This window comes from Streptomyces sp. NPDC104309 (genome assembly GCF_055584025.1).
In genome coordinates this window covers 343,976-362,529 of sequence record NZ_JBVJMV010000005.1, presented here as the reverse complement: position 1 = coordinate 362,529, position 18,554 = coordinate 343,976, and the positions used below count along the sequence as shown (strand labels likewise).

Annotated in this window: 18 protein-coding genes; 3 read left to right on the top strand and 15 right to left on the bottom strand. The window is 70.7% G+C overall.

What is annotated here, in order from left to right; all coding sequences use genetic code 11:
* Window positions 1-48 precede the first annotated feature (48 nt).
* Window positions 49-483 carry a Fur family transcriptional regulator gene (locus ACZ68L_RS10110; RefSeq protein ID WP_266361624.1) on the top strand — a complete coding sequence of 145 codons (435 nt, stop codon included), beginning with the start codon at window positions 49-51 and terminating at the stop codon, window positions 481-483.
* Between the two features lie 34 nt (window positions 484-517).
* Here the strand turns inward: ACZ68L_RS10110 and ACZ68L_RS10105 are convergent, their stop codons facing one another.
* From ACZ68L_RS10105 to leuA, 7 genes are all read right to left on the bottom strand, one after another.
* A complete protein-coding gene (locus tag ACZ68L_RS10105; RefSeq protein WP_469575752.1) occupies window positions 518-1,339 on the bottom strand; it encodes an isoprenyl transferase in 822 nt (273 codons plus the stop codon).
* 35 nt (window positions 1,340-1,374) lie between these two features.
* Entirely contained in the window at window positions 1,375-2,121 is a 747-nt protein-coding gene (gene recO / locus ACZ68L_RS10100; protein WP_469575751.1) for a DNA repair protein RecO, read from the bottom strand.
* Between the two features lie 252 nt (window positions 2,122-2,373).
* On the bottom strand, window positions 2,374-3,057 hold the full coding sequence (locus tag ACZ68L_RS10095; RefSeq protein WP_469575749.1) for a response regulator transcription factor: 684 nt from the start codon (window positions 3,055-3,057) through the stop codon (window positions 2,374-2,376).
* Window positions 3,054-4,256: a sensor histidine kinase gene (locus ACZ68L_RS10090; protein ID WP_469575895.1), complete on the bottom strand. Its 1,203-nt coding sequence runs from the start codon at window positions 4,254-4,256 to the stop codon at window positions 3,054-3,056. Before ACZ68L_RS10090 ends, ACZ68L_RS10095 begins: the two co-directional genes overlap by 4 nt.
* Window positions 4,257-4,321: 65 nt before the next feature.
* The gene (locus ACZ68L_RS10085) at window positions 4,322-6,424 is read right to left on the bottom strand and encodes an MMPL family transporter (RefSeq protein WP_469575747.1); all 2,103 of its coding nucleotides are present in this window, start codon (window positions 6,422-6,424) and stop codon (window positions 4,322-4,324) included.
* Between the two features lie 159 nt (window positions 6,425-6,583).
* Entirely contained in the window at window positions 6,584-7,261 is a 678-nt protein-coding gene (locus ACZ68L_RS10080) for a TerB family tellurite resistance protein (protein WP_469575893.1), read from the bottom strand.
* A gap of 206 nt (window positions 7,262-7,467) precedes the next feature.
* On the bottom strand, window positions 7,468-9,255 hold the full coding sequence (leuA, locus tag ACZ68L_RS10075; RefSeq protein ID WP_469575745.1) for a 2-isopropylmalate synthase: 1,788 nt from the start codon (window positions 9,253-9,255) through the stop codon (window positions 7,468-7,470).
* A 295-nt stretch (window positions 9,256-9,550) separates the two neighbouring features.
* On the opposite strand from leuA, the gene ACZ68L_RS10070 reads away from it, so the two are divergent.
* Both ACZ68L_RS10070 and ACZ68L_RS10065 read left to right on the top strand, forming a co-directional pair.
* Complete coding sequence (locus tag ACZ68L_RS10070; RefSeq protein ID WP_469575743.1) at window positions 9,551-10,627, top strand: M4 family metallopeptidase; 1,077 nt, start codon at window positions 9,551-9,553, stop codon at window positions 10,625-10,627.
* A gap of 37 nt (window positions 10,628-10,664) precedes the next feature.
* Window positions 10,665-10,931, top strand: coding sequence for a protealysin inhibitor emfourin (locus tag ACZ68L_RS10065; protein WP_469575741.1), 267 nt, complete (start codon window positions 10,665-10,667; stop codon window positions 10,929-10,931).
* A gap of 294 nt (window positions 10,932-11,225) precedes the next feature.
* Here the strand turns inward: ACZ68L_RS10065 and era are convergent, their stop codons facing one another.
* From era to ACZ68L_RS10025, 8 genes are all read right to left on the bottom strand, one after another.
* The gene (gene era, locus ACZ68L_RS10060) at window positions 11,226-12,200 is read right to left on the bottom strand and encodes a GTPase Era (protein ID WP_469575739.1); all 975 of its coding nucleotides are present in this window, start codon (window positions 12,198-12,200) and stop codon (window positions 11,226-11,228) included.
* Window positions 12,188-13,207, bottom strand: coding sequence for a WxL protein peptidoglycan domain-containing protein (locus ACZ68L_RS10055; RefSeq protein ID WP_469575892.1), 1,020 nt, complete (start codon window positions 13,205-13,207; stop codon window positions 12,188-12,190). Before ACZ68L_RS10055 ends, era begins: the two co-directional genes overlap by 13 nt.
* 82 nt (window positions 13,208-13,289) lie before the next feature.
* Complete coding sequence (locus ACZ68L_RS10050; RefSeq protein ID WP_469575738.1) at window positions 13,290-14,672, bottom strand: WxL domain-containing protein; 1,383 nt, start codon at window positions 14,670-14,672, stop codon at window positions 13,290-13,292.
* Window positions 14,673-14,888: 216 nt separating this feature from the next.
* On the bottom strand, window positions 14,889-15,242 hold the full coding sequence (locus tag ACZ68L_RS10045; protein ID WP_351198198.1) for a cytidine deaminase: 354 nt from the start codon (window positions 15,240-15,242) through the stop codon (window positions 14,889-14,891).
* A gap of 83 nt (window positions 15,243-15,325) precedes the next feature.
* A complete protein-coding gene (locus ACZ68L_RS10040; protein ID WP_469575737.1) occupies window positions 15,326-15,679 on the bottom strand; it encodes an MmcQ/YjbR family DNA-binding protein in 354 nt (117 codons plus the stop codon).
* Complete coding sequence (locus ACZ68L_RS10035; RefSeq protein WP_469575736.1) at window positions 15,676-16,959, bottom strand: hemolysin family protein; 1,284 nt, start codon at window positions 16,957-16,959, stop codon at window positions 15,676-15,678. Before ACZ68L_RS10035 ends, ACZ68L_RS10040 begins: the two co-directional genes overlap by 4 nt.
* On the bottom strand, window positions 16,956-17,453 hold the full coding sequence (ybeY, locus tag ACZ68L_RS10030) for an rRNA maturation RNase YbeY (protein WP_376210779.1): 498 nt from the start codon (window positions 17,451-17,453) through the stop codon (window positions 16,956-16,958). Before ybeY ends, ACZ68L_RS10035 begins: the two co-directional genes overlap by 4 nt.
* Before the next feature lie 12 nt (window positions 17,454-17,465).
* A complete protein-coding gene (locus ACZ68L_RS10025; protein WP_469575735.1) occupies window positions 17,466-18,494 on the bottom strand; it encodes a PhoH family protein in 1,029 nt (342 codons plus the stop codon).
* Between the last annotated feature and the right edge of the window lie 60 nt (window positions 18,495-18,554).

The window sequence follows — 18,554 nt, the reverse complement described above, 5'->3', positions numbered from 1 at the left end:
GCTGGCACAATGGCCCGACACAGGTACGGGCGACACGAGGAGGCTGCTGTGGCGACGGCGCCGATCAGTGGAACGAACGCGGCCCCGGTACGCGGCCGGTCGACCCGGCAGCGGGCGGCGGTGGCGGCGGCGCTCGACGAGGTGGACGAGTTCCGCAGCGCCCAGGAGCTGCACGACGTGCTCAAGCACCGCGGTGACTCGGTCGGGCTGACCACCGTCTACCGCACCCTTCAGTCCCTCGCCGACGCCGGCGAGGTCGATGTGCTGCGCACCACGGACGGCGAGTCCGTGTACCGGCGCTGCTCGACCGGGGACCACCACCACCACCTGGTGTGCCGGATGTGCGGCAAGGCCGTGGAGGTCGAGGGGCCCGCGGTGGAGCAGTGGGCGGAGACGATCGCCGCGCAGCACGGGTATGTGAACGTCGCGCACACGGTGGAGATCTTCGGAACCTGCGCGGAGTGCGCGAGCGCGAAGGGCTGACGGTCCGGGGGCGGCGCCCCCGGACCCCCCTTCCTCAGCCCTTCGGCTCCTGGGCCGCTTCCACCGCGCCGCCGAACCGCCGGTCCCGCTGGGCGTACTCCAGGCAGGCCCGCCACAGGTCGCGGCGGTCGAAGTCCGGCCAGAGCACGTCCTGGAAGACCATTTCGGCGTAGGCGCTCTGCCAGATCAGGTAGTTGGACGTGCGCTGCTCACCGCTGGGGCGGACGAAGAGGTCGACGTCCGGCATGTCCGGGTAGTAGATGTACTTCGCGAACGTCTTCTCGTTGACCTTCGACGGGTCCAGCTTCCCGGCCGCGACGTCCTGCGCGAGGCGCTGCGCGGCGTCGGCGATCTCGGCCCGGCCGCCGTAGTTGACGCAGAAGTACAGCGTCATCTTGTCGTTGTCCTTCGTCTGCTCCTGGGCGACCTGGAGCTCCTGGACGACGGACTTCCACAGCTTGGGCATGCGCCCCACCCAGCGGATGCGGATGCCCAGTTCGTCCATCTCGTCACGGCGGCGGCGGATGACGTCCCGGTTGAAGTTCATCAGGAACTTCACTTCCTCAGGGGACCGCTTCCAGTTCTCGGTGGAGAACGCGTACAGCGAGAGGTTCTTGACGCCCATCTCGATGCAGCCCTTGAGGACGTCCATGACGACGCCCTCGCCGACCTTGTGGCCCTCGGTGCGCGGGAGGCCGCGTTCCTTGGCCCAGCGGCCGTTGCCGTCCATCACGACGGCGATGTGCTTGGGCACCAGCTCGCCGGGGATCTTCGGGGGCGTGGCTCCGGAGGGGTGCGGCTCCGGGGTCTTGTAGTCGTGCCGGTTACGGCCGCCGAGCATCCCGCGTACTGCCATGAACTGTCTCGCTCCCTCTGCCTGATCTGCCTGTGTCACTTCTCTACGTACCGCAGTGAGCGCAGTCCGCGCTCCAGATGCCAGTGCAGATAGGCGGACACCAGTCCGCTCCCCTCCCTGGCATGACGCGCCTCGCACGCGTCCGCTGTCTCCCAGTCGCCGGTGAGCAGCGCGCTCAACAGGGTGACGGCCTCAGCCGAGGGTACGACGCTGCCGGGTACCCGGCAGTCGCCGCATATGACTCCGCCCGCCGCGACGGAGAAGAAACGGTTCGGTCCGGGCATTCCGCACTTCGCGCAGTCCTCGAAGCTGGGTGCGTAGCCGTTGACGGCGAGCGACCGCAGCAGGAAGGCGTCGAGAATGAGATGCGGCTCGTGCTCGCCGCGGGCGAGGGTGCGCAGCCCCCCGACGAGCAGCAGGTACTGCTGGACCGCGGGCTCGCCCTCGTGGTCGGTGAACCGCTCGGCGGTCTCCAGCATCGCGGTGCCCGCGGTGTAGCGGGCGTAGTCGGTGACGATGGCGCCGCCGTACGGAGCGATCGTCTCGCTCTGGGTGCAGAGCGGCAGGCCGCGGCCGATCAGTTCGCTGCCCCGGGCGAAGAACTGCACGTCGACGTGGGAGAAGGGTTCCAGCCGTGCCCCGAATTTGGACTTCGTACGCCGCACGCCGCGGGCGACGGCCCGCACCCGGCCGTGGCCGCGGGTCAGGATCGTGATGATCCGGTCGGCCTCGCCCAGCTTCTGCGTGCGCAGCACCACGCCGTCGTCCCGGAACAAGCTCATGCGTCCATTGTCCGGTACGGAACGGCTCGTCGGGCCCGCTGTCCGGTACGGAACGGCTCGTCGGGCCCGCCCCCCGGGCCGGGGCCGCCCGGTGCTGTGGCCGGAAAGGTCTGCCGGGAAGCTCGCGGCATCCGGTGCGGCGCGTCGCAAGGCGGAGGATCGCCCTCGTGCCGGACGCACGCGGGCGATGCGACAACGCGGCGAGGTGCCGTGCCGGACGCCGCGAGCCGGTAAACCCTTCCGGTCACAGCACTACTTTCCGTCCGCCCCGCCCGCGGCCGGTACGACCAGCCCCGATTCGTACGCGACGATCACCAGCTGGGCCCGGTCGCGGGCGCCGACCTTGCCCATGATCCGGCTGACATGGGTCTTCGCGGTGAGCGGGCTGAGGCCGAGGGTCTCGGCGATCTCCGCGTTGTTCAGCCCGCGCCCGACCAGGCAGAGCACCTGGCGCTCCCGTTCGGACAGGCGGTCCGGGCCGCCGGGCGCTCCCGCGGGCGGGGTCCGGGGGCTGCTCAGCACCCGGGCGATGAGCCGGGCGGTCGGCCCCGGTGAGAGCAGGGACTCGCCCGCCGCGACGGTCCTGATCGCGGCCAGGAGTTCGGCGGGCCTGGTGTCCTTGACCAAGAAGCCGGAGGCGCCCGCACGCAGTGCCTCGACGACGTGTTCATCGGTGTCGTACGTGGTCAGGACCAGCACCTTCACCCCGGCGAGCCGCTCGTCGGCGGCGATGCGGCGGGTCGCCTCGATGCCGTCGAGATCGGGCATCCGGATGTCCATGACGACGAGGTCGGGCCGGTGGGCACGGGTCAGCTCGACGGCTTCGAGGCCGGTGCCCGCCTGGGCGACGACCTCCATCTCCCGGTCGGACCCGACGAGCATCGCGAAGGCCGCCCGTACCAGGGTCTGGTCGTCGGCGAGCAGGACGCTGATCACGGTGCGGTCCCCTTCTCCTGTAGCGGCAACAGAGCCAGGACCTCGAAGCCTCCTCCGGTGCGGGGCCCGGCGTCCAGCGTGCCGCCCGTGCTGCGGGCCCTCTCCCGCATGCCCACGATGCCGAAGCCGGGGGTGGGGCCGTCCCTCGGGGGGCCCGCGCCGTCGTCGGTGACGGTGACCCGCAGCGCGCTGCCGCCGTCCGGCGCCACGGCGACCCTGACCCGGACGCCGGTGCCTGCGTGGCGTACCGCGTTGGTCAGCGACTCCTGCACGATGCGGTACGCGGCCGCGCCGGTCGCCGGGGTGAGCCGGCCGGCCGGCTCGCGAACCGCGAGGTCGACCCGGGCTCCGGCCGCCTCGGCGGCCCGTACGAGAGCGGGCAGCGACGCCAGGTCGGGCAGCGGGCCCTCGGCCTCGTCCCGGTCGCTGCGGTCGGGCCGGACGTCGCGCAGCACCTCCAGCGTGGTGCGCAGTTCGGCCCTGGCCTCCCGGCAGGTGTCGGCGATGTCCTCCAGTGACGCGGCGATCGCACTCCGGTCGAGCCGGTCCGGGTCAACGGTCAGGATGTGCGAGGCGACCGAGGTCTGCACGCCGATGAGGGTGATGCTGTGGGCCAGCAGATCGTGCAGATCACGGGCGATCCGCAGCCGTTCCTCGGCGACCCGCCGCCGGGCCTCCTCCTCCCTGGTGCGCTCGGCGCGCTCGGCGCGATCCAGCACGGAGGCCATGTACTGACGGTAGACACGCATGTCGACGCCGCAGAACAGCACGGCGACGACCCAGCCGGAGATGCGCAGCAACTCCAGGCCCTGATGGGCGTTGATGCTGAGCACCACGGTCAGCATGACGGACAGGACGCCGATCCCGGTCAGTACCGTGCGCAGCGGCCGGCCCGTCACCGCGACCGTGTAGAGCATGATCCAGGTCTGCGGTATCGGCGCCGTGTGCGCGTTGTCGAGCGCGTGGTACGGGGCGAGGAGCGGGATCATGGCGAGCAGTGCGAGCAGCGGGTTGCGCCGCCGCCACACGAGCGGCACCGCGCTCGCGAGCAGCAGCGTCCAGCCGAGCGCGTCGGGCGACCGCGCGGGGGCGGTGAGAAGGGCGAGCACGACGGAGAGCGCACCGGCGCCCCCGGCTACGAGGGCGTCGGTGCGCGTCTTGTGCGGCGCTTCCATGGGGTCGCGGTTGACGACGGCCATGATGCGTTCGCGTCGGCGCGTGGTTCGGGACACGCTGCCATCCTCCGGTACGGGTGGGTGAATCGTCAGACGGTTGTGAGGAGTTCGGGTTCGCGCGGGCCGTCCGGTGCGGCGCGGGTCCGGCTGAGTGCGCCGGGCCACCAGATCTTCCGCTGGAGTGCCACGCTCGCCGAGGTGACCAGGTAGGTGCGGACGAGGAAGGTGTCGAGGAGTACGCCGACGGCGACGACGAAGCCCATCTGGACCAGGCTCACGATCGGCATGTTCAGCAGGACCGTGAAGGTGGCCGCGAGCACCAGGCCCGCCGAGGCGATCACCCCGCCCGTGGTGCGCAGTGCGGTGAGTGCGGCGGCTGTCGGTGCGGTGCCGGAGAGGGCCTCCTCGCGGACCCGGTGCATCAGGAAGATGCCGTAGTCCACGCCGAGTGCCACCAGGAAGACGAAGGACAGCAGCGGCAGCCCGGGGTCGGTGCCCTTCATTCCGAGGAGCGGTTCGAAGACGAGTCCGCCGATACCGAGCGAGGCGCCCCACACCGCGACGACGGCGGCGGCCAGTAGCAGTGGAGCGACGAGGCTGCGCAGCAGCGCGATCAGGATCAGCAGGACGGAGATCAGGACGAGCGGGACGACGGTCCTGAGGTCCCGGGCGTTGGCCGTCTCCGCGTCCATCTGCTGGGCGCTGGGCCCGCCGACGTGGCTGCCGTCCAGGGAGTCGCGCAGGGCCTCGATGGTCACCCGCTCCCCTGCGGACTCGGGCCGGTCGGTGGCGACCACGGACAGTTCGGTCCAGCCGCCGCCGCTGCGACCGCGTTCGACGGCTGCGACGCCCTCGGTGGCACGGACCTTCGCCAAAGTCGCCCCGGCCCGTTCGGTGGGGGTGATCACGTCGATCGGCTGGGTGGAGCGGCCGGGGTAGGCGGCGGCGAGGGTCCCCATCGCCGCGATCGAGTCCGGCTTGCTGGTGAAGGAGTCCTCCTGTTTGAGATCGCCGGGCAGGTTGAACGCACCGAGTGCCAGCGCGCCCAGCAGCACTCCCCCGCAGGCGAGCACGGTCACCGGCCTGCGCCCGGCCGAGCCACCCATCGCGGCGAAGAGCGCACCGCGCTGCCAGGGCACACCGCCGTACGTGGGAACGAGCGGCCAGAACAGCCGGCGACCGAGCAGCACCAGCAGCGCCGGCAGCAGCGTCGTCATGGCGAGCAGCGCGCAGAGCACCCCGACGGCCGCGATGGGGCCCATGCCCCTGCTGCTGGTGAGATCGGCGGCGAGCAGGCACAGCATGCCGGCGGCGACGGTTCCGGAGGAGGCGCCGATCGCGGGCCCGCAGCCCCGCAGGGCGGCCGTCATCGCGTCGTACGGCCTCTCGAAGCGGCTCAGCTCCTCCCGGTACCGGGAGACGAGCAGCAGCGCGTAGTCGGTGCCCGCGCCGAAGACGAGGATGGTCATCACTGCGGAGCTCTGGCTGGTGACGGTGATGTCGAAGCCCTGGTGAAGTCCGTACACGACGGCCATGGACAGCATGTCGGCGACCCCCGCGACGACGAGCGGCACCAACCACAGCATCGGGCTGCGGTAGATGAGGATCAGCAGGATCGCGACGACGGCGACGGTCGTGTAGAGCAGCGGGCCGCCGACGGATCCGTAGACCTTCTTCGCGTCGACATCGAGCGCTCCCGGGCCGCCGACGTCCACGCTCAGTCCGCCGCCGCCCTCGGCGACCGCGCGCACCTCGTCGACGAAGGCGGTTCTGGCGTCGTCGTCCTGTCCCGGCTCGGTGGTGGAGACCGGGTACATCAGGGTCGTGCCGTCCTCGGACGGCACGGGGCGTGGCGTCCCGGTGAGTGCGTGGCCGCGGGCGATCTCGGCGGTCTGCGCGGCGGCCAGGGCCCGGTCCGCGGCGGTCAGTCCGCCGTCGCGGTGGTAGACGAGGACGAGTTCGGTGGCCTCGCCGCCGGGCAGCTCGTCCTGGATCCTCGCCACCTGGGTGGAGTCGGCGCTCGCCGGGAGGTAGTCGACGGCGCGGTTGGTCTGTACACCGCCGAGCTTGCCCGCCAGTGGGCCGGCGAGCGCGATCGCGGCGACCCAGAGGGCGAGGACCGCCCAGGGCAGCACGCGCCGCCGGTTGCGCGGCCGTGAACGCGTACCGCTCGATTCCACTGCGGCCCTCATGACGGGCCCCCTTCCGCCGGGTGTCTGGTTCCTGTCCAGACTCCTGGCGAAAAGCGCCCGATACGTCGCGCCCGGGGCCGAGTTCGCGGCTACTGCCGCAGTGGGCCCGCGGGCCCGATTACTCCCGCGGGAGTACCCGCCCGGTGCGGACGGGGCCGTTCAGGAGGGGGTGCGCGCAGCCGCCGCGAGCAGTCGGGCGGTGTCCTCGGCGCAGAGCTGCAGCGCCCCGCCGACCATGGTCAGCACCTCGCGCTCCGCCGCCCCGTACGGGCCGTCGGCGAGCGCGATCCTGGCCCCCTGCAGCAGGATCGATTCGCGCCCGGCGGGGGCCAGATGCGGGGCGAGGGGTTCCAGTGCCTCGTGCAGTTCGATGGCGAGGGCCGCGCCGCAGGCCTCGGCCGCCGGGTCGAAGGCGGCGCCGTGGCCGATGTCGGCGGAGAGGACCTCGACGACGGTGGAGAGCTGTTCCTCCGTGCAGTCGTCGAATCCGGCGTCGCGCACGAGGGCGGCCGCGGCCTCCAGTGCCGTGCGGGAGGCGGTGCCGCCGGCCGCAAGGACGCCGAGCGCGACCGTGTGGACGGCGTCCCGGAGCATCGTGGAGAAGCGGGTGGTGGTGGGGTGGTCCAGCACATCGGTGTCGAACCGGTCCCGGCAGGCGGCGCATTCGACGACGGGTCCCGTGGTGCCGCGCCGCAGCATCGGCACGCCGAGCACCGCGAAACGGCGACGGCCGGTGAGCCGACGGTAGTTGCGGTCGCCGCCGCAGCCGGGGCAGAAGAACTCCCCGTCACCGACGGTGTCCCAGATGGTGCGGATGCCGCAGATACGCAGCTTCATGGCGCGTTGTCCCAGGGCTGACCGCACGTCGCACACCTCCGTAACACTCCGGCAACATTGCCGTGTCGACGTGATGTTAACCACAGTCACGATGTGGCGTCAGCACCTCGATCGTCACAACCGCCGGAGATGGCCGAACCCCGCCCCCTGGATGCGGGTGGACGGGGTCCTCGGCCGTGCGGCTCCATGCCCTTCCGGGCGCCGGGTCAGCGGGTGGCGCGGTTGACGGCGGAGACGACCGCCTTCAGCGAGGCACGCGTGGTGTTGGCGTCGATGCCGATGCCCCACAGGACCCTGCCGTCGATCGCGCACTCGATGTACGAGGCGGCCTGGGAGCTGGCACCCTCGCTCATGGTGTGCTCGGTGTAGTCCAGCAGACGGGCATCGATGCCGATGGCCTGCAGCGCTTCGAAGAACGCGGAGATCGGTCCGTTCCCGGTACCGGTCAGCACGGTGTCCGTACCGTCCACGGTCGCCTCGACGGTGATCGTGTCCTGGCCGTCGGAGCCGGTCGTGGTCTGACCGGAGCGGATCTGTACGCGCCCCCAGGCGTTGTCCGGGTTGGGCAGGTACTCGTCCCGGAACGTGGACCAGATCTGCGTCGGCGTGACCTCGCCGCCCTCGGCGTCGGTCTTGGCCTGAATGATCCGGGAGAACTCGATCTGCATCCGGCGCGGCAGGTCCAGCTTGTGGTCGTTCTTCAGGACGTAGGCGATTCCGCCCTTGCCGGACTGCGAGTTGACGCGGATGACGGCCTCGTAACTGCGGCCGACGTCCTTCGGGTCGATCGGCAGGTACGGCACCGCCCACTCGATCTCGTCGACCGTCCTGCCCTGGGCGGCCGCGTCGGCCTCCATGGCGTCGAAGCCCTTCTTGATGGCGTCCTGGTGGGAGCCGGAGAAGGCGGTGTAGACCAGGTCGCCCGCGTAGGGGTGGCGCGGGTGGACCTCCATCTGGTTGCAGTACTCGCTGGTGCGGCGGATCTCGTCGATCTGCGAGAAGTCGATCTGCGGGTCGACGCCCTGCGAGAACAGGTTCATGCCCAGCGTGACCAGGTCGACGTTGCCGGTGCGCTCGCCCTGGCCGAACAGGCAGCCCTCGATCCGGTCCGCACCGGCCATGATGGCCAGTTCGGCGGCGGCGACGGCGGTGCCGCGGTCGTTGTGCGGGTGGACCGACAGGCAGACGAACTCGCGGCGCGACAGGTTGCGCGACATCCACTCGAACCGGTCCGCGTGCGTGGAGGGGGTCGAACGCTCCACGGTGGCGGGCAGGTTGAGGATGATCTCGCGGCCCTCCTCCGGCTGCCAGACGTCACAGACCGCCTCGCAGACCTCCAGGGCGAAGTCCAGCTCGGTGTCGGTGAAGATCTCGGGGCTGTACTGGTAGCCGAAGATCGTCTCCGGGCCCAGCAGCTTCTCCGCGTACTCCATGACCAGCCGGGTGCCGTCCACGGCGATCTGCTTGATCTCGTCCTTCGAGCCGCGGAAGACGACCCGGCGGAAGGTGGGCGCCGTCGCGTTGTACAGGTGCACGGTCGCGCGGTGGGCGCCGACGACGGACTCGACGGTCCGCTCGATCAGGTCCTCACGGGCCTGCGTCAGGACGGAGATCGTCACGTCCTCGGGGATCGCGCCCTCTTCGATGATGGAGCGGACGAACGCGAAGTCGGTCTCGCCGGAGGACGGGAACCCGACCTCGATCTCCTTGTAGCCCATGCGTACGAGCAGGTCGAACATCTCGCGCTTGCGGGCCGGCGACATCGGGTCGATCAGGGCCTGGTTGCCGTCGCGCAGATCGGTGGACAGCCAGCGGGGCGCGACGGTGATCCGGTTGTCCGGCCAGGTGCGGTCGGGGATCTCGACGGCCTCGTACCGGCCGTACTTGTGGATCGGCATCCCGGACGGCTTCTGCAGCTGAGTGGCGTTGGTGATCGGCGTGGGGCGGCCGACAGCGGTCTCGGCAGAGGTCCGGGCGGGATTTGCGGCGGTCATGGCGTACGGCTCCTCGGTGGTCCAACCAATGGGACGGCCGACTGTGTCGCTGCAGCACCAGACTCCGCGGGGAGGGGGTCGGCCTACGACTACAGGCCCTCGCCGCGGCAGCTAAGGAGAAGCAGCCCGAAACGCATGATGCGACGAGACTAGCCGAGAGGCGCCTGAGGCGTCCGTCCCGTATCAGTATGCGGGACCGGGCGCCGGAAACGCCCAAGAGTGATCGATCACTCCATTTCGTCAATCCTGGTCGCAACCAGTGACATGTCGGTTACCCGGTGCCACAGTCGGTTGTATGCAGCCTCAGTCTCAGCACGGGTTCCGCCCCGTCTTCTGCACCATCGTGCCGCCCCATGTCCTCGACAAGCTGTCGCAGTCCGACAACCCCGACCTCGCGGGCCCCGCCCGTCGCACCCTGGAGAGCGACGCCGCCCGCCGCACCCGCCGCCAGATGGCCACCGTCGTCACCGTGCCCGCCGCCCCCGCGGCCGACGCAGAGGCGTCCGACAAGCCCGACCGGACGCTGTACGACTGCCGTCACCGCACCCGGCTGCCCGGCACCAAGGTCCGCGCCGAAGGCCAGGAGCCGACGAAGGACGCGAGCGTCAACCGCGCGTACGCGGGACTCGGCGCCACCTTCGAACTGCTGCTCAAGGCGTACGGCCGCCGTTCGATCGACGGCAACGGGCTCCCGCTGATCGGTTCCGTGCACTACGACGAGAAGTACAACAACGCCTTCTTCGACGGCGAGCAGATGGTCTTCGGCGACGGGGACGGGGAGATCTTCCTGGACTTCACCGTCGCGATCGACGTGATCGCCCACGAGCTGACGCACGGCCTGACCCAGTACACCGCCAATCTGAGCTACTACGGCCAGTCCGGCGCGCTCAACGAATCGATGTCCGACGTCTTCGGCTCCCTGGTCAAGCAGTACTCGCTGGGCCAGAGCGCCGGCCAGGCAGACTGGCTGATCGGCGCCGGGCTGCTGGCCCCCGGCGTCCAGGGCAAGGCGTTGCGCTCGATGAAGGCACCGGGAACGGCGTACGACGACGACGTGCTCGGCAAGGACCCGCAGCCCGCGTCGATGGAGGACTACATCCACACCAGCGAGGACAACGGAGGAGTGCATCTCAATTCCGGCATCCCGAACCGGGCGTTCTGTCTGCTGGCGACGGCCCTCGGCGGGAACGCGTGGGAACGCGCCGGGCAGCTCTGGTTCGATGTGCTCACAGGTGGTCGACTGGCCGTGGACGCGGACTTCGCGTCCTTCGCCCGGCTGACCGTGGCCGCGGCCCGCAGCCGCTTCGGAGAGGGCGACGAGGCGGAGGCCGTCCTGAAGGCATGGTCGGAGGTGGGCGTACCGACCGCGTAGGACATTTCCCGGCCCGTCCGGCGATGGAGGACACCGCATGCGGATTCAGGTCAGCAGGACCGGCGGCTTCGCCGGCATCGCACGCCAAGGCGAGGTCGACACCGCCGGTCGGGCCGACGCCGCGGAGTGGGAGGCGCTGGCCCGCTCGGCGCTCGTCTCGGGTCACGACACCCCGCCCCGCGGCGTCCCGGACGGTTTCCGGTACCGGATCACGGTCGATGACCGGACCGTCCACTGCGCGGACCCCCGGCTGACCGACGCCCAGCGCGCACTGATCTCACGCGTCCTGAAGGAGGGCGCGTGAGACGGGCGCGCGCCTGAACCGCGGCGAACACCCCCGCATGTCCCCGAGCCGCGGGCCGGAGCCCCGGCGTGTCCCCGACCCGCGGCCGGAACGCCGGTGTGTGCTTGAGCCGCGGCCGGAACGCCCGCGTGCCCCCGAGCCTCGGCCGGAACGCCCTCATGTGCCCGAGCCGCGGCCGGACCCTCGGCGTGTCCCCGACCCGCGGCCGGAACCCCGGCGTGTGCCCGAGCCGCAGCCGGAACCCCCGTATGTCCCCGTCCTGCTGCCGGAGCCCGGGCGTGTGCCCGACCCGGGTCAGAACCCGAGCTTGCGCAGCTGCTTCGGATCGCGCTGCCAGTCCTTGGCCACCTTCACGTGCAGGTCCAGGAAGACCGGCGTGCCGAGCAGCGCCTCGATGTGCTTGCGCGACTTCGTGCCGACGTCCTTCAGCCGCTTGCCCTTCGGGCCGATGATGATGCCCTTCTGGCTGGGACGCTCGATGTAGACGTTGGCGTGGATGTCGAGCAGCGGCTTGTCCGCGGGGCGGTCCTCGCGCGGCAGCATCTCCTCGACGACGACCGCGATGGAGTGCGGCAGCTCGTCCCGTACGCCTTCCAGCGCGGCCTCGCGGATCAGCTCCGCGACCATGACCATCTCGGGCTCGTCGGTGAGGTCGCCCTCCGGGTAGAGCGGCGGGCTCTGGGGCAGCAGGGGGGCGATCAGGTCGGCCAGCAGGTCCACCTGCTTGTCCTTCACCGCGGAGACCGGGATGATCTCGGCCCACTCGAAACCGAGCTCCTCGCCGAGGCGGGAGACAGCGAGCAGCTGTTCGGCGAGCTGCTTGGAGTCGACCAGGTCGGTCTTGGTGATGACAGCGATCTTCGGGGTCTTCTTGATGCCCGCGAGTTCCTTGACGATGTACTTGTCGCCGGGGCCCAGCTTCTGGTCGGCCGGCAGGCAGAAGCCGATCACGTCGACCTCGGCCCACGTGGTGCGCACGACGTCGTTGAGACGCTCGCCGAGCAGGGTGCGCGGCTTGTGGAGGCCCGGGGTGTCGACCAGGATCAGCTGCGCGTCCTCGCGGTGCACGATGCCGCGCACGGTGTGCCGGGTGGTCTGCGGCCGGTTGGAGGTGATCGCCACCTTCTGGCCGACCAGAGCGTTCGTGAGGGTGGACTTGCCCGCGTTGGGGCGGCCCACGAAGCAGGCGAAGCCGGCCCGGTGGGGGGCGTTGTTCGCAGTCTGCTGTGCAGCGGCTTCTGTGTCAGGTCGAACGCTCATGGCGCCCATTGTCCCCGATCCTGGCGGCCCCGCCGTACCAAGGGGCGCGACGGGGCCTGTCGCGCGTCGTCCCGAGCCGTGCCGGCACGGCTCCGACGGGCCCGGATCCACAGTCCCGCGCCTGTGCCGACGATCATCAGCAGGACCCCGGCCACCAGCCAGGGCAGGGCGAAGTACCCGACGGCGGCGGACTCGCGGGTGTCGCGGGCGCTCGCGGTCACCTCGATCTCGCCCCACTCCAGCTGGGGCGCGTCCGCCCACTGTTCGGTCAGCCGGACCTGCTGGCGGGGCAGCAGTTCGGAGGGAATCCTCTTCAGGTCGCGGGCGAGCAGGGTGCGGCCGAAGAGGCCCTCGGCCTTGAGGGCGACCTTGGGGTTGAGGGTGACGTTGCCCCGGTTGTGGAGCGTGTACGAGATCACGGCCCGGCTCTTCCCGGTGCCCGGGACCAGTGGCTGGGTGTGCTCGACCTTCACGTCGTCGACGGAGAGCGCGGGCATGGTCGGTCCGTTCACCCGCAGATAGATCCGGGCGCCGACCGCCTTGCGGATGCCGACGGCGACGGCTGACGCGTCGGCGGGGTCGATGCGTTCGTCGAGGGCGACGAGCGCGCCGGGGTGGTCGCCCGGCTCGGCGTCCTCGGGGACGGTGATGGTGACCGGCACGGTGACCGAGCCGTGCGGCCGAACCGTGATCCGGTCGCGGTCGGTCTTCGCCCAGGCGCCGACCGAGCGCTGTTTCTCGTTCTGGGCCCGGACGGCGAAGCCCCCGTCGCGCGGGGTGTTGTAGGCGTCGGCGGCGTACAGCCGGAAGGTCTGCGGCCGGTCCGTCTTGTTGGTGACGGTGACCCGGTCGTCGAGCGTGGCGCCGGGGTCGGCGGAGAGGTAGAAGTACGGGCGCTGACCGGCCTGTGCGGTGGCCGGGTAGACCGACCAGCTGCCGTTGTCCGCGGCGTGGGCCGCGGGGGCGCCGCTCAGCAGCAGGGCGCCGGCCAGGAGGAGTACGGACAGCTTGCGCACGGTGCGGGACCCCCGGGTGGTCGTGTCGAGGTGGTCCGGGCGGGTGCGCGCCCGGTCCACCGGATCGGTCAGGACTGCTCGCTCATGTGAGGGTGAGGGTGAGCACGCCGGAGTACGCGCCGGGGGCGGTGTACGCCGGTACGTTCAGCGCGAGCCGGGCGTCGACGGTGAACTCGCCGCCGGTGAAGGTCCCGTTCGGCGTGGACGCCAGCGTGGCGCCCGCGCTGCCGACCGGTCCCTGGGAACCGGCCGCACAGGTGCTGGGACTTCCGGCCTTCGTCGCGCAGACCGGGGTCCAGCCGAGTTCGGACGCCCCGATCGTGGCGCCGCCGGGGCCCTTGAAGTCGGTGACCTTTCCGGTCAGGGACCAGCCGGCGGGGCCGCCGCGGTAGTCCTCGACCGTCACCGTCTGCAGGGAGCCGCGGGACGCGCCGCCCCTGCCGAAGTCGACCGCCGACATCTCGACCGTGTCCCCGGCCTGGACCATGGACAGCGTGCCCGCCTTCACGGACGAGTTGAGCCGCTGGCTGCCGTCCGGGATCTCACCGCCGCCCCCGGTGACGGTGTAGGCCTGCGGGCCCGCGCCCTTGGCCGCGTCCCAGCCACCGCCCTCGTAGGCGACGATGCCGGTGGTCGCCGGATCGTTGACGGTGAGCCGGCCGCTGAAGCCGCCGGAGCCGTCCGCCTTGACGGTGGCCGTGTCGGCGGTCTGCTTGTCCCCGGCCCGGCCCGCCAGCGTGACGTCCGCGCCCGCGGTGAACTTCGACCCGGTCACGGTGACCGCGTCGCCCGCCTTGCCGGACGCCGCCCCGAGCTGGATGGCGCGCTCGTTGACCTGGCCGCCGCCGTCCGTCGCGAGGATCGTCTCGGAGACGGGGGCGGGCGGATCTGTCACCGTGCAGGGGGTGTCCAGCTCCATGATGTAGCTGGTGTGGATGTTGTAGTCGCCGGGCGACAGAGTGATCTGTCCGGGCGCGGTGACCGTGAAGGTGCCGGTCATCGAGAACGACGGGAAGTCGCCCTTGCCGGGTACCGGGGCGTTCTTCTTCGGGCCCGTGACGGTGACGCTCGCGGACTGCGCGCCGCCGACGGTGACCTTCCCGGTCGGCGTCATGATGTCGGCGGGCAGGGCCAGATCGACCGGGTTGCCCGCGGCGGGCTTGACGACGGTGTACGTGACCGTGACGGTGTCGCCCACCTTGGGTACGGCGTTGTCGACGGTGATCTCGGCCTTCGTCGGCCCGTCGATCGGGGGGATGCCCGCGATGGCCGGCGGGATGCAGTGGGTGGGGAAGTCCACCGGCACGGAGGCCGTCACCATGGCCTGCGCGGGGGCCGCGAGTGCCCCGCCCGCGGCCACGACGAGCGCGCCCACGCCCAGTGCGGCGCCCCAGCGACGGCCGCGCCCGGAACGTCTTCGCGCGCCGGATCTTCGCATGCTGATGCTTCGAACGGTCGGACGCATGGAGCCCCCTCCTGCCGGATGCGGCGCAGCGGCTCTTCTGCGCCGGCAGGGGGCCCATTGACGACTCCGGCCGAAAAGAAGTCAATGGAAGCGAAACCCACTGACTGATGGACCATCAGATAGTGTCAAGATCCGCATTCCTCTCACCTGGCGTGCGAACGCCCCGCGCCGGTGGGGTGCGGGGCGTTCGTACGCCGTGTGTGGATTCTGTCGCCGTCAGCCCGCCGTCACGCTGACCCGCAGTGTGCCGTCGGGCCCGGCGAGCAGGACCGGGGTGTCCGGGCCGCCCAGGTCCCGTACCGCGGCGCGGTCCGCGTCCGACGGGGTCTGCGCCTCGGAGACGACCGCGGCCGCCTCCAGCGAGGTGGCGCCGCTGGCCACGGCCATCGCCACGGCGGTCTGCAGGGCGCTGAGCTTCAGCGACTCCAGTCGGACGGTGCCCGCGACATACGTCCGTCCGGTCTCGTCCCGTACGGCCGCGCCCTCCGGCACGCCGTTGCGGGCGCGGGCGCTGCGCGCCAGCGTGACGATCTTGCGGTCCTCGGGGCCGAGGTCGGTGCTCTCAGTCATGTGCCGAGCATACGAACCGAAGGGCCCGTTCCCCGCCCCGCCCCTTCCCGTGACCGACCGCACGCCGAAGGCCCCGCAGCGCCCTACGCCCGGTCCAGTCGCAGCCGTTCCGCCTTGGGCAGGCCGGCCACCACCAGGTCGTAGGAGTCCTCGATGAGCTCACGGAGCACCCGGTTCGGCACCCCGGACACCGTCACCGTGTTCCAGTGCCGCTTGTTCATGTGCCAGCCCGGCACCACCGCGTCGTACTCCTCGCGGAGCCGCGCCGCCTCGTCCGGATCGCACTTGAGGTTCACCGTCAGCGGACGCGCGTCCAGCGCGCTGAGCGCGAACATCTTGCCGAGCACCTTGAAGACGGACGCCTCCGGCCCGAACGGGAACTCCTCGACGCTCGCGTTGAACTCCAGGCAGAACGCCCTCAGCTGCTGCGGAGTCACCCCGCCTCCACCCCCTCCGGCTCCACCAGCACCGTGACGATCTTGTTCCGGCGGCCCGCCGGGGACTCCGCGGTCAGCCGGATCCGGCGGCCGTCGGGCAGGTCGACCGGCGAGGACGCACCGGCGATCGGAACCCGCCCCAGCGCCTTCGCCAGGAGTCCGCCGACCGTCTCCACGTCCTCGTCGTCGAACTCGTCGAGGCCGAACAGCTCCCCCAGGTCGCCGATGTCCAGCCGCGCGGTCACCCGGAAGCAGCCGTTCTCCAGCTCCTGGACCGGCGGGAGTTCACGGTCGTACTCGTCGGTGATCTCGCCGACGATCTCTTCGAGGATGTCCTCGATGGTGACGATGCCCGCGGTGCCGCCGTACTCGTCGATCACGACGGCGACATGGCTGCGCTCCTGCTGCATCTCGCGCAGGAGATCGCCGGCGTTCTTCGTGTCGGGCACGAACGCCGCCGGCCGCATCGCCGTGGAGACCAGATCGGCCTCCGACTCCCGGTTGATGTGCGTCTTGCGGACCAGGTCCTTGAGGTACACGATGCCGACTATGTCGTCCTCGTTCTCCCCGGTGACCGGGATCCGCGAGAAACCGGAACGCAGCGCCAGGGTCAGCGCCTGCCGGATCGTCTTGTAACGCTCGATGCAGACCAGGTCGGTCCGCGGCACCATGACCTCGCGCACGAGCGTGTCACCGAGCTCGAAGACGGAGTGCACCATGCGGCGCTCCTCGTCCTCGATCAGCGACTCCGCCTCGGCGAGGTCGACCAGCGCCCGCAGTTCGGCCTCGCTGGCGAACGGTCCCTTGCGGAACCCCTTGCCGGGCGTCACCGCGTTGCCGATGAGGATCAGCAGCTGCGGGATCGGGCCCATGACCCTGGCCAGCGGCAGCAGCACGTAGGCGGCGGCGGTGGCCGTGTTCAGCGGGTGCTGGCGGCCGATGGTGCGCGGTGACACGCCGATGGCGACGTAGGAGACGAGGACCATCACGGCCATGGCGACGGCCAGCGCCTCCCAGGTCTCCGGGAACTCCTTCAGACAGGCGTACGTGACGAGCACACCGGCCGACATCTCGCAGGCGACCCGCACCAGCAGGGCGACGTTGAGATACCGGGTCGGATCGGCCGCGACCTGTTCGAGCTTCTGGCTGCCGCGCCGCCCCGACCGGACGGCCTCGGCGGCCCGGAAGCTGGACACACGGGCGATGCCCGCCTCCGCGCAGGCCGCCAGCCAGCCGACGACGACCAGCAGCACGGCACCGAGAACGAGAGGAACGCTCACGAGACGGTGGGCGCGGGCGAGGGACCGGTCAGGCCGCGTTCGGCGCGCCAGCCGTCGACGATCGCGGCCTGGAGGCCGAACATCTCGGCCTTCTCGTCCGGCTCCTCGTGGTCGTACCCGAGCAGATGCAGCACTCCGTGGACGGTGAGGAGCTGGAGCTCCTCGTCCATGGAGTGCCGGGTCTCCGCGTCCTCACCCTGCTTCTCGGCGACCTCCGGGCAGAGCACGATGTCACCGAGGAGCCCCTGCGGGGGCTCCTCGTCGTCCTTGGACGGCGGACGGAGTTCGTCCATCGGGAAGGACATGACATCCGTCGGCCCCGGCAGATCCATCCACTGAATGTGGAGCTGCTCCATGGCGTCGGTGTCCACCACGATCACCGAGAGTTCGGAGAGCGGGTGGATCCGCATCCGTGCGAGCGCGTAGCGGGCGATGTCGAGGATCGCCTGCTCGTCGACCTCGGTTCCGGACTCGTTGTTGACGTCGATCGACATGGTGCGCTGCGACTACTTCCCGTTGTGGCTGTCTCGGCTGTCGTACTTCTCGTACGCGTCGACGATACGGCCGACCAGCTTGTGCCGGACGACATCCTGGGAGGTGAGCCTGGAGAAGTGGACGTCCTGGACGCCGTCCAGGATGTCCTGGACCTGACGCAGACCGCTCTTGGTCCCGTTCGGCAGGTCGACCTGGGTGACGTCACCGGTGACGACGATCTTCGAGTCGAAGCCGAGCCGGGTCAGGAACATCTTCATCTGCTCGGCGCTGGTGTTCTGCGCCTCGTCGAGGATGATGAACGCGTCGTTGAGCGTGCGGCCACGCATATAGGCCAGCGGCGCCACCTCGATCGTGCCCGCCGCCATCAGCCGCGGGATCGAGTCGGGGTCGAGCATGTCGTGCAGGGCGTCGTAGAGCGGACGCAGATACGGGTCGATCTTCTCGTAGAGCGTGCCCGGCAGGAAGCCGAGCCGCTCGCCCGCCTCGACGGCGGGCCGGGTCAGGATGATCCGGTTGACCTGCTTGGACTGCAGGGCCTGGACCGCCTTCGCCATGGCGAGATAGGTCTTGCCGGTCCCCGCGGGGCCGATACCGAAGACGACCGTGTGCTTGTCGATCGCGTCGACGTACCGCTTCTGGTTGAGCGTCTTGGGACGGATGGTGCGACCGCGGCTGGAGAGGATGTTCTGGGTGAGCACCTCGGCCGGCGTCTCCTGACCGTCCCCCTCGCCGCTCTCACTCGCCCTGAGCATGGCGATCGAGCGTTCCACTGCGTCCTCCGTCATCGGCTGACCGGTGCGGAGCACCAGCATCATCTCGTCGAACAGGCGCTGGATCAGGGCGACTTCCGTCGCGTCCCCGGCGGCGCTGACCTTGTTTCCCCGGACATGGATGTCGGCCGCCGGGAAGGCCGTTTCGATCACGCGCAGCAGGGCGTCACCGGAGCCCAGGACGGTCACCATCGGATGCTTGGCCGGAACGGTGAACTGGGCTCGCGCCTGCCCCGGCGCCGGAGTCTGGGCTGTGGGTGTCTGAGTCATGGGCCGGCTCTGTGGCCTGCACATACCTCCTGTTGCAGGGTTCTCGCTGATCGACAACCT